This window comes from Mycoplasma sp. 1573 (assembly GCF_053851775.1).
Window position 1 is genome coordinate 175,910 of sequence record NZ_JBSQBG010000001.1, and the last position, 11,696, is coordinate 187,605.

10 protein-coding genes are annotated in these 11,696 nt (G+C 31.3%); 7 read left to right on the forward strand and 3 right to left on the reverse strand.

Features of this window, described 5'->3' with window-relative positions:
* Nucleotides 1-77 precede the first annotated feature (77 nt).
* The 3 genes from ACWXVT_RS00690 to ACWXVT_RS00700 all read left to right on the forward strand — a co-directional run bounded on the left by ACWXVT_RS00690 (nt 78) and on the right by ACWXVT_RS00700 (nt 5,306).
* Complete coding sequence (locus ACWXVT_RS00690; RefSeq protein WP_438341475.1) at nt 78-1,079, forward strand: nicotinate phosphoribosyltransferase; 1,002 nt, start codon at nt 78-80, stop codon at nt 1,077-1,079.
* Between the two features lie 166 nt (nt 1,080-1,245).
* Nucleotides 1,246-4,143, forward strand: a complete 2,898-nt coding sequence (locus tag ACWXVT_RS00695) for an endonuclease (RefSeq protein ID WP_455967672.1) — start codon at nt 1,246-1,248, stop codon at nt 4,141-4,143.
* A gap of 131 nt (nt 4,144-4,274) precedes the next feature.
* Nucleotides 4,275-5,306, forward strand: a complete 1,032-nt coding sequence (locus tag ACWXVT_RS00700; protein WP_455967673.1) for an endonuclease — start codon at nt 4,275-4,277, stop codon at nt 5,304-5,306.
* A 30-nt stretch (nt 5,307-5,336) separates the two neighbouring features.
* Here ACWXVT_RS00700 and rsmA read toward each other — a convergent pair whose 3' ends face one another.
* Nucleotides 5,337-6,116 carry a 16S rRNA (adenine(1518)-N(6)/adenine(1519)-N(6))-dimethyltransferase RsmA gene (gene rsmA / locus ACWXVT_RS00705; RefSeq protein ID WP_438341472.1) on the reverse strand — a complete coding sequence of 260 codons (780 nt, stop codon included), beginning with the start codon at nt 6,114-6,116 and terminating at the stop codon, nt 5,337-5,339.
* Nucleotides 6,106-6,876, reverse strand: a complete 771-nt coding sequence (locus ACWXVT_RS00710; RefSeq protein ID WP_455967674.1) for a TatD family hydrolase — start codon at nt 6,874-6,876, stop codon at nt 6,106-6,108. The genes rsmA and ACWXVT_RS00710 overlap by 11 nt, the downstream gene beginning before the upstream one ends.
* Before the next feature lie 61 nt (nt 6,877-6,937).
* On the opposite strand from ACWXVT_RS00710, the gene ACWXVT_RS00715 reads away from it, so the two are divergent.
* Complete coding sequence (locus ACWXVT_RS00715) at nt 6,938-8,302, forward strand: Sapep family Mn(2+)-dependent dipeptidase (protein WP_438341470.1); 1,365 nt, start codon at nt 6,938-6,940, stop codon at nt 8,300-8,302.
* Here the strand turns inward: ACWXVT_RS00715 and ACWXVT_RS00720 are convergent.
* Nucleotides 8,299-8,760: an NUDIX domain-containing protein gene (locus tag ACWXVT_RS00720; protein WP_438341469.1), complete on the reverse strand. Its 462-nt coding sequence runs from the start codon at nt 8,758-8,760 to the stop codon at nt 8,299-8,301. The genes ACWXVT_RS00715 and ACWXVT_RS00720 overlap by 4 nt on opposite strands.
* Nucleotides 8,761-8,845: 85 nt before the next feature.
* On the opposite strand from ACWXVT_RS00720, the gene ACWXVT_RS00725 reads away from it, so the two are divergent.
* The 3 genes from ACWXVT_RS00725 to nusA all read left to right on the forward strand — a co-directional run bounded on the left by ACWXVT_RS00725 (nt 8,846) and on the right by nusA (nt 11,694).
* Nucleotides 8,846-9,598 carry a PQ-loop domain-containing transporter gene (locus ACWXVT_RS00725; protein ID WP_438341468.1) on the forward strand — a complete coding sequence of 251 codons (753 nt, stop codon included), beginning with the start codon at nt 8,846-8,848 and terminating at the stop codon, nt 9,596-9,598.
* A 90-nt stretch (nt 9,599-9,688) separates the two neighbouring features.
* Nucleotides 9,689-10,114, forward strand: a complete 426-nt coding sequence (locus ACWXVT_RS00730) for a hypothetical protein (RefSeq protein WP_438341467.1) — start codon at nt 9,689-9,691, stop codon at nt 10,112-10,114.
* Between the two features lie 8 nt (nt 10,115-10,122).
* Nucleotides 10,123-11,694, forward strand: a complete 1,572-nt coding sequence (gene nusA / locus ACWXVT_RS00735; RefSeq protein ID WP_455967675.1) for a transcription termination factor NusA — start codon at nt 10,123-10,125, stop codon at nt 11,692-11,694.
* Nucleotides 11,695-11,696 lie beyond the last annotated feature (2 nt).

Sequence of the window (11,696 nt, forward strand, 5' to 3'; positions counted from 1 at the left end):
ATCAAACTCATTATTAAAAATAAAAGATCCCAAATTTGAAGGGGGTCTTTTCATAAATTACTTAGGAAGATAAAAAAATGAAACTCGAAGACAAAACAGCCATTTATTTTTCAAAGACAGCAAACATTTCAAAGACTTTTTATAATAACCAAATTGTAACTTTGCAATTTTTTCAAAGGGAAGACGATGTAATCCTGTGTGGAATGACAGAAGTTCTAAATTTGCTTAAAAAACATACAAATATTAATAATTATGCAATCAAATATTTGCCCGAAGGAAGCCATCTACAAAGTAAGGAAGTTGTCCTAGAACTGATTGGACCTTATCATGAATTCGGACTTTATGAAGGAATTATCGATGGAATTTTAGCTAGACAAAGCTCAATTGCAACTAATGCTTATCGAGTTAAAAAAGCAGCAGGAGAAAAAATAGTAATTTCTATGGCCGACAGAGCTGATCACTACCGTAATATTCGTTCAGATGCTAAAGCTATAGAAATAGGTGGAATATATAACCATGCAACAAAAGCAAGCGCGGTATCAAAAAAATCAAAAGTGTTTGGATCAATGCCACATGCTTTAATTCAAATGTCTAAGGGTGATTTAGTAAAAGCTTGTCAGTACTATACTGAACTTTATCCAAATGATAATTTAGTTGCTCTTGTGGATTTTCACAATGATGTTATAACTGATAGTCTAAAGGTCTTAAAAGTATTTGGTAAAAAATTATTTGCAGTACGTGTCGACACGTCAAAAAATATGAAAGATAAAATGTTTCAAGATAACGAGCAAGAATATGGAGTAACTGTTAATCAAATTAAAAGACTTCGTGAAGCCTTGGACAAAAACAATGGACAGCACGTAAAAATATATGTTTCAAGTGGATTTAATGTTCAAAAGATTGCTGAATTTGAGTCTCAAAACGCTCCAGTGGACGGGTACGGAGTGGGTGCTTCACTACTTAAAATATGAGTAAATTTCAGTGCGGATGCAACAAAATTGAATGAAGAGTTGATAGCAAAGGCAGGAAGGGGATATAATCCCAATCCAAAGTTAAAAACTTTTCGCTTGAGAAAGTAAATCCTTTGGATTATAATTTTTATGGAAATGAAAGAAAAAAACACACAAAAGTTTGTAAATTGCAGAACCTTCGTGGCCAAGTGTGCCATTGTGTTTTTAGTAATCCAAACCCACTAATGACGGCATTTTTGCCGTTATTTTTTTATTAAAAAAAAGGAAAGAGAAAATGAAAAAAACGAGCAAAACTAGGCTTTTTAAAATCTTAGGTGTATTGTTGGGAACTTCAACATTAGCTATGCCTTTTGTTGCGGCTCAATGTAATAATGAAATTGCAAACCCAACTCCAAAGCTAGGACAGTCTAACGACAATGATACCAATAATACTCAGGCCTTTGAGGAATGAAGAAGCAAATTAAATAATGCTTTTAAATTAAAAAAAGAGGATATTAAATCATTCACTGAAGCTTTAAGTAGAAACAAACAAGCTATATATAATCCACAAACACACACAATTGACTTCGTAGATAATAATCAATCAATATTATCTATTTCTCTAAAATCTGAGCTACTACCTTCAAATTCAAATTTCACAATCATCAGCTCGACGGACGACAGTAACAAAATCTTGTACGACTTTGATGTTGATACAAAAACTGTAACCTTTAAATATCGAGCAAAAAACAATTTAAACAATACAGTTTCGGTGGAAATTTACACAACTCCTATTAATCTACTGGATTACATAACAGAAGATGATATTGATATAGCATTAAAATCACTTGAGGAAATATTGCTAAACACTAAGGCTTTCCAAATAGAAGAAAATAAAGAAAAGCTATTGATTCAAAAAGTAAATCAAGAAAAAAAATTACACTACAACTCAAAAACACAATCAATTTATTACAAGGACAATGAAAATGATACATTGACTGATGAACAAGAAGAAACCAATAAGGTTTTGATTGTAAATCCATTATATGTAGATCTTTTTAAAGATGTTAAAATAGTTGGAACTGATTCAACTGCTGAAAAAATGACTGACAACATTGGTGCAGTTATCAATGAAAATGTCTTAACAATCAAATTCACTATCGCTTTGCAACACAAAGATAAATTAATTTTATCTAACATTGAAATTTCGAACAGTTTCGTTTTAAGTGAAAGCGACAATGTTGTAAAACCGGAAACAAAACCCGAAGAACCTAAACAACCTCAACCAGTTCCCCGACCAGACAATGATAAAAATGAAGTAATTCATGCAGGATTTGAAGAATATCAAAAAGAAGACTTAAATAACGTTTTCGAATTCGTTAATGAAGAAACAAAACAAGAATTAATTCAAGGACTTCAAAGTAATGAACATGCTGCCCTACGTTACGATTTTAAAGAACAAAGAATAGTGTTCGCTCCTAATGGATGAGTTGATTGAAGAAAAGAAAATAAAACATATTTAACACTGAACAAAAAACCAAGTGTTACTAATATTCAGTATGTAAATAGCGATTCTCCATTACAGAGCAACGGAAAACCAAACAGCATCATTAAATATGAAATAAAAGATAACAAATTGATATTAACTTACAAAGTCGTGCTTTATGATGCTAAAAACCAAATTGCACAAGTTAGTCCTGAACAATGAACAACTACTTTCAATTTAGAAACCAAAACAAGCAATGAACAAGAAAAACCACAACCTGAAAAACCAGTTGTAAATGAAGAAGAAAATAAGGAAGAAACAAAAGAAACTCCAAAACAATTAATGGCAATCGAAAACTTCTTTGATTATCAAAAAAGTCTAGAAGAAGACGGTTTAAGAATCATTAAAGACAAAAAAGAATATTTTGTTAAAGCACTAAAAGAAGGCTACACACTTCGTTATGATTACGTAGCACAAGTAATTTTAGCTATTCCTCAAAATGAACAACCTGACTGAAATAATTCAAAAGAAAAATATGGAGTTCTTGAATTTGTAAATAAACCAAAAGATACAAAATATCAAATTGCTAACGCAATTGATTCTATTGGTAAAAAGAATTCTCCAAAAGCAACAATTGACTATACATTAGAAGGTAATATTGCTACTCTTGAATACAAAGCAGCTCAATATAATGGAAGAAAACAAAAACCTTTAATTGGTGAAAAAGTGTTAAAATCAACATTTGATTTAACAAATCTGCCTGAGTATGCATATCCTAAAGAAGAATCTAAGGAAGAAGATACAAATAACACATTACCAACTGAAGAAAACACAAACACCGAAAACGGCCTTTCTGTTGAAAATAAACCTTCATTACTAGGTGGTACCTTAGTCTATAACAATAAAGATGAGTACTATAAATCATTAAATGGATTAGCAGGACAAAATTTAGTAAGCAACTTAATAAAATTGCAAAGCGATATTATTAGAGATAAAATGCCTAATGTTATTTGAAAAAAGGCCATTACAAGACCAAATTTAGCAAAAATTTTCAGCGACACAATGTTTGATGACGACAAGTCGATAATTGACATTTATTCAGAAAATCCAACAGGGGCAGACGCATACAAGTATGTATTAAGTAGTGGAGTTGGGTCTAAAGGCGAAGCTGGTGGATGAAATAGAGAACACACAATTCCTAAATCGTGATTCGGTGAGTCAAATAAGTTAGCAGCAGATTATCAACAAGTATGACCTTCAGATACATACTTAAATGCTATGAGAAGCAATTTCATTTATGGTGAAGTAAAAGACGTTAAATATATATCAAAAAATGGAACTAAATTTGGAAAAGACAGTAAAGGAAGAACGGTTTTTGAACCTATTGATGCTTTTAAAGGTGATATTGCAAGAATCTATTTCTATGCAGTAGTTTCATATAGTTCACTAAACAAAACAAACGGTCACGGTGCTAGTGTATTCACTGACCAGTTCCCTTTCTTCCAAAAAGATTATCTAGAAATGATGACTAGATGAGCTGCTATGGATCCTGTTGACAAGTTTGACGTCATTAGAAACCAAAGAACTTATGATGTTACTAACACAACTAGAAATCCTTTCATCGATTATCCTGAGTTGGCAAAAATTTTCACCAATGCAGAAGGTATTAAATTTGAAAATAAAGGAACAGCAATAGACGTCAAATAATAGAAGACTGAAAAAGCACACAAAATGAGTAGTTTTTACTCATTTTTTTGTTGATTTTCACATACTGCTCTATATAATTAAATAGTGCCCTTATTTTGAAAGGTACATACTAAATTTTGTTTAAGGATGATATGAAAAAAGTAAATAAATTCAAAGTTTTTATTAGTTCATTAGCATTGACTTCACTAACTGCTTTAGTGACCGCTGTTACAATTTCATGTGTTAATAAAAATCCAGAGACTGATAAAACTCCAGTTAAAAATCCCGAAACTACTCCAAAAGTAGAAATGGATTCTTTTTTAACTCAAGGTCTTAAACCAACATATGCTGCAAGTGACTATTACGACTCACTAAAAGATAAAAGTGGTGAAAGCCTTCTAAACGCATTAATCACTTTACAGGAAGAAAAGACTAAAAATTTACCTGCGAACAAGACTATAAGCCAAGTTGTTACTTGAGACAAGGTTGCAAAGATTTTTGTTGACAAGTATTATGAAAAAGATAATACATTATTAGATATTTATTCAGAAAACCCAACAGGTTCAGACCCTTATGAATACCCACTAAATTTCAAAGATCACAGTACTGGCGGTAGTGAAGGTTTAGGATTTAATCGTGAGCACACAATTCCACAATTATGATTCAATAGACAAGCCCCACTAGTCTATGATTTCAACATGGTTTGACCTACAGATATTGAAGTAAATAAAGACAGAGCAAACTATCCTTATGGTGAAGTTGTTACAGTTATCAAAACTTTTAGAAATGGATCTAAATTAGGAAAAGATAAAAATGGTAACACAGTCTTCGAACCCATTGATGCTTTTAAAGGTGACATTGCTAGAATTTACCTATATACAGTGGTTTCATACAGTAAATTAACTAAAACAGTCGACAAAGAAAAAAATGGAATTAAGGTATTTAGAGAAGACAATGTTTACCCATTCTTTACTGAAGATTATTTGAAATTAATGGTTAAATGATCTAAGTCTGATCCAGTTGATAAATTTGATGTAGACAGAAATAATACAACATACGAAGTTAATGGGAACGCAATTAGAAATCCATTTATCGACTACCCTTCACTAGCAAACTTGTTTATTGAAGCAAACAAAGACAAAGTATCAATTGACGTACAAGGAATACTTAAAGAACTTAATTAAAAACTAAAAAAAGAGGCCAGCTATTATGTTTTAGCTAGTCTCTTTTTTAGTTAACTCTAGATATAGAGATTCATAATCTGACACGTTAATTTCTTGTGGGCGAACTGTCAATTTGTAATTATTTTTCTCTATCGCTGCAATTATTTTGTTTTTATCATAATAAATCATTAAGTTGTTAAGAAGTGTTTTTCTTCTAAAAGCAAACGATTTTTTAACAAAATCGAAAAATGGTTCAGTCTTTTCTCAGTCAATTTTATTGAAATCAAATTCCACGACACTCGAAAACACTTTTGGTGCAGGAACAAAACAAGTGGGTGAGACATCAAAAAGTTTTGTTACCTTTGATAAATATTGACAGCAAACACTAAGTTTTGAATACTCACTTGAACCTGGATTTGCAGTGATCCTTAATGCTACGTCTTTTTGCATCATAATAATTGCTTTTTCGAATTTTTCAACATTCTCGAAAACTTTAAACAAAATATCAGAAGTTATGTAATAAGGGATGTTAGCAACCAAGATATTATTGTTTCCTATTTGTTCAAGATTAGCTTTTAAAAAATCTTCATGTTTGAGAATAAAGTTATCATCATTTATTTTGTTTTGTAGAATTTCTATCATGTCCTTGTCAATTTCAAAAGCAGTCAACCTTGCTGCCTTTTTTACAATTAATTCAGTAATTGCGCCTTGACCTGGACCAATTTCTATGACTTGTTTATCTTTAAGATCAACAGCATTTACTATTTTTTGGATTATGTTGTTATCAATTAAAAAATTTTGCCCTAATGATTTTTTTGCTTTAACTTGCATGTACTTTAAAAACTTTCTCTATATTTTCTTCAATTTGTTTTAGTAAGGTGGTTTCACTCACATTTTTCATAGCAGCTATAAATTTAGTTGTATACATAACGTAAGGACTAATGTTATCTTTACCGCGCATTGGAGTTGGTGCAAGATAAGGTGTGTCAGTTTCAGTAAAAATTCTGTCTATTGGTATCATTTTTACTGCTTCTTGTAGTGACTTGGCATTTTTGAAAGTTACTACTCCAGAAATTGAAAAATATACATTGTTTAGTCTCAATAATCTTTCTGTTTCTTCTGCATTTCCACTGTACGAATGAAACACAAAAGTTAAATCCTTATATTGCTCTTGGGACACAAATTGGATGGCATCTTCCATAGCATCGCGGATGTGCAACATAACAACCAAATTGTGTTTTCTCGCAACTTCAACCTGACTTTTTAAAGACTCTAATTGTATTTCTTTTGATGGAGTGTTGTCATAGTGATAATCTAGACCGATTTCACCAATTGCAATAATTTTTTTAGTTAAAAGTTTTTCGATAATTTCACCATCAATTGCACCATGTGACTCGTTTGGATGAATGCCGATTATGCCTCAAAGATTGTCAAATTTTTCTATCATTTTCACAACTTCTTTTGAACTAGGTTCATCTACTCCTACAAAAAACATTAATTTCATATTTTCTTTAAATCACGAAGAAATTACTTGCTCTGGATCCTCATAATATTCTAAAAATGGGTGTGTATGGACATCAAAGTATTTCATGTCAACTCCTTTATTACAAATTGTAATAAAATTATAACAACATAGATAGAAAGGTCTAGATATGAACAAAATAATTCGTTACAAACAAACAGAAAAAGAATTCAAAGAAATGGTGCAACACATTGCAAACGTGTGCGCCATCCCTTCGATTTCAGTGGCTGATTTAACTAGTCAATACCCTTTTGGTAAAGAAGTTGATAAAGTTTTAGATTATGTTTTAAATTTATCAAAATCTTTTGGTTTTCAAACCCACAAAGATAGTAAAAATCGTTATGGTTATGCACAAATTGGTAATGGTGAAACTTTAATTGGCATCCTATGTCACCTTGATGTTGTTCCAAGTGGTGACAATAGTCAATGAGAAAGTGAAGCCTTTAAGCCACTAATAAAAGAAAATGAAATATTCGGAAGAGGAACTTTAGATGACAAAGGGCCAACAATTATCACTTTGTATACTCTAAAATACTTACTTGACAATAACTTGGTGAACAAAAAGTACTCAATACGAGTGATTTTTGGACTGAGTGAAGAAACAACAATGGAAAGCATGAAATTTTATTTACAAGATTTTGGCGCACCAGATCTAGGTTATACCCCAGATGGTGAATGACCTATTATTTTTGCTGAAAAGCTTATTTTTGATTATGACTTAATTTTTAGCCAATATGATGATTTTGTACTTGAAGCAGGTGAGGTTTACAACCAAATTCCTGACGCCTTAAAACTACATTCAAATAGAGCAAAAGAAATTGCTAATTATTTCGACAAAAAGGATGTTATTTTAAAAAGTGATACTGAGCTAATTGTCAAGGGTGTGGCAGGACATGGTTCTACTCCTTATGCGGGCGACAATGCAATATTAAAATTCGTTAAAGCAATAGTTAAAAACGAATCACAAGCTCTAAAAAATGATTTTTTTAAATTCATGTTCAACAACTTCCAAAATAGTGATTTTTCAATGTCGAACATTTTTCAAAATTATCGAGATGACAGCGGGCTTTTGACATCAAATCCTGCTTTTTTAAGAACTTCCAATGGCCATGTTTCAATCGGTTTTGACATGCGTGTACCCGCTACTATCAAAGCTGATCAAGTGCAAAAAGACTTGCTTGAATTTTTAGACAAAAATAATTATCAATGTGAATTTAAAATGGTCGGATCTAAAAATGCAAAATATATTCCTAAAGATTCTTGATTAATTCAAACACTAATTCAAACTTATCGCGACTTAACAGATGATAAAGGTGCAGAACCAATAGCGATTGGTGGCGGCACTTATGCAAGAACATTTGAAAATTGTGTTGCTTTTGGTGCTACTACTAAAATGGAGCTAATGCATGCACCAAACGAAGTCTTCACATATGACGAAATGAAACAAGATTTAGAGATTTACATTAATGCCTTGATTAGATTGCAAAAAGACTAATTTGTCTCTCAATCCCAAAGAAGCGATTCAATATCGCTTTTTTTATTTCATTCAATTCGTTGATTTTCAAACAAAGAAACAAAATTTTGAAGATGTTTTCTATCTGTTTCGTGTGTCAACATTTTTTTGGCTTTTTTAAAAGAAACAAACTTAGCAGCCAAAGATTCAGTTGGATTTCTTTTTGCTTTATTGCTGTTGCTGGTAGCTACAAATCAGTACACAAATTTCATAATATCTGGTTGAAGGTTGTATTGGCTGATCGCAAATTTTTCTATTAATTTAGCATCAATATTTGCCTCTTCTTTAGTTTCTCTTGTTGCTGCTTGATAAGCTTTTTCACTACCTTCTAGATGTCCTTTTGGAAATCCTCAGGCCTTATTTTTGTTTTTGACTAGTAGAATCTTAGGTTTTTTAGCCAAGAAAACACACAATGTACCAGCACTTTTTTCTATCTTCATTTTCTGTCCTTTGAGTTCATATTGTTATTTTAAAATATACACTCAATAAGTTGTTTTTTAACCAAAATAAGTTAAAATTTTATGTATGACAACAAATCAACACTTAATAAATGCCGGTGAAGTATTTGGTTGATTTGCAGCAGTTGTTACAGTCTTATTAGGAGTTCCCCAATTAATCAAACTTTTAAAAGAGAAAAGAACCGGAAATGTTAGTTTTGTTTCATTTTGAATCTTTTATTTCGGTTTATTTGCTTGAGTAGTTCTTGGTACATTTTTACCAGGATCACTTTTACAGACTGCTGTAGCAAACTTAATTTCAATCATTATTTATTCATTCACAGTTTTTTATTTATATTATTATCAATACGACCATAGTGGGTCGAAAAAACATTCAAAAGCAAAGTTGTTTAATGTTTCAACAATTCTAGGAGTTTTTGTTTTAGCCTCAATTGCAATAACTATCTTGTGTGTTCTAAACGATGAAAGAATTAACAAAATTGATGTTACAATCAAAAACACAGCAGTTTCAACAATTCTAGGTGCCATCGTACCAGTGTTTACAACCTTTGCTTTCATGCCACAACTTATTCTTAGCTTCAAAAATAGAGATTTTGGTGGTGTAAGTATTTATATGATCATGCTTTTTGTTTTCAATAACGTTTTTTGAATCATTTTCTGAGCTTCAAAAATACACATTTTACAAGTTGAAAACAAGTCAATTTTACCTATTGTTATAGCTACAGTGTGACAATCAGCATCACTAGTAATTTATGGAATTCAAATGATTTTCATGTTAATAGACAGATGAAAGAAACCTTTGGCAAAAAGTCATAATTAAATTTGTTATAATAATAAAGCCTAATTTTGAAAATATTTTTTAAAGGGCTGCCAGCAATGGCAGGCCTTTTTACACTTTTAAGGAGCGGTAATGATAGAAAAATTAAAACAAGAATTTGTTAATGTAGTAAGTAAAGTATATTGAGAAAATCGTGAGGGCCAAAAAGTGCTAAACATTGAGCTGAATGTGTCAGATTTTGAGCAGGTTCAAGAAATAAGTGCACAAATCAATACTTTTGTTGATGCTTTTGACTCAGAATCTTTTGTTTTAGATATTTTTTCAAGCGGAAATAATTTAACTATTACAAAAGATGACCTAGAAAAATACGTTGACCAAAAAATAGTTTTGTCATTGTCAAAGCCATACCTTAATGAGTATAAAATAGTCGTAAAATTAGTTGAAATTAAAGAAATGCAATTATTAGCAATTAAAAATAACAAAGGAAGAATGCAAAAAATTCTTATCGATAAAACTAACATTACAAACATTGAAAAGTTTATAGATATTAAAAAATAGGAGACCTTATGTCAAACAATTTTTATACAAAATTATCGGATTTGTCAAATATTAAAAACATTCCTGAATCTGAAATTCAAGAAATGGTAAAAGACTGTATTACCAAGATTTTTGAAAAGAATTTTGATGCAGATGCAGAACTTGAATTTATTTTCGACCAAAAAAATAAAGAATTTAAGTTAATCAACCACACAAAATACGTTGTTCCAAATGTTGATAAAAGTCACTTGAGTGAAGATGAAGAAGGTTATGAACCAAGTTGTGAAATTCCACTGTCTGAAGCTCGTTTAATCAATCCGAATGCACAAGTTGATGATATTATGAGTCAAGAAGTTGACTTTGATCGTTTTTCAGGAAAAACTTATACTCAAATTCGTTCACTATTTTTACAAAGCATTCGTGAATGAGAAAAACAAGCAGTATATCGTAAATACTTCCCAAAAATTGGTGAAATTATCAAAGCAAGATTGGAAACCAAGACATCCAAATCTTACTTATTTGTTTTGGAAGATGGGACTGAAGCGTTCATGCCTAAATCAGGAAATTACATTCACAACGTTCCAGTAGGAACTATTATGGATGTTGTAATTATTGATGTTTTAGAAGAGTCTAAGAACGCACAAGTAATCATCTCTGGTTCTGAAAGAGCAATCCTAGAAAAAATTCTACGTGAAGAAATTCCTGAACTATCACAAGGAATTGTTGAAATCGTGGACATTGCTAGAACATACGGAATTAGATCGAAAATTTCAGTGCGTGTGGCCGAAGGTCAAGATGCAAGCATTGATCCGGTAGGAACAATGATTGGACCAGATGGAAATAGAGTTCAAAGTATTGAATCAAAACTTAATGGTGAAAAAGTCGAAATCGTTGCTTGAAGTTCTGACATTAAAAAATACATCATTAATTCTTTGACACCAGCAAGAGTTATTGATGTTGTTAGAAATGAATCACTTGATACTGAAACAATGCAAGCTTTTGATGTAATTGTTCCAGATCGCCAACACACCCTTGCAATCGGAAGAAAAGGAAACAATGTTATTTTGGCTGTTGAATTAACTAAGTCAAAAATCAATGTTATTTCACAGAGTATAGCTATTGAAAATGGAATTCATTTTGAGTGAAACGGGAACATTACACAAGAAGAAGTTGAACAACTTGAAAGAGGACACAGATTGAAAGTTAGTGTTCCTACTAAAGCTTCTGTTCAAAAGAAATCACAAAGAAAATTCGAAAACTTCAACATTGACAAAATGTGAGAGTCTGAAATTGCTCAATTCCACTCAGAAATGGACAGCTACCAAAATGATGACTTTGAGAAAGCATTGATGGAAATGAATGCTAACACAGATTTCATTAGCGACGACATGATTAAAAACTATCTAGATGAAATGCAAAATGAAGAAGAATCAATGGTGCTAGATGAAAAAGAAGATAGTGATGTTTACTCAAAACAAAAACAACAACCTTCTGAAGATTATGAAAAAATTACCAAAACCAAAATGAAAGACTTTAAAGTTGACAAAGATTTAGCTAGTGGTCTTGAAAACATTAACTGAGACGACGAGGACTGAGATTAACA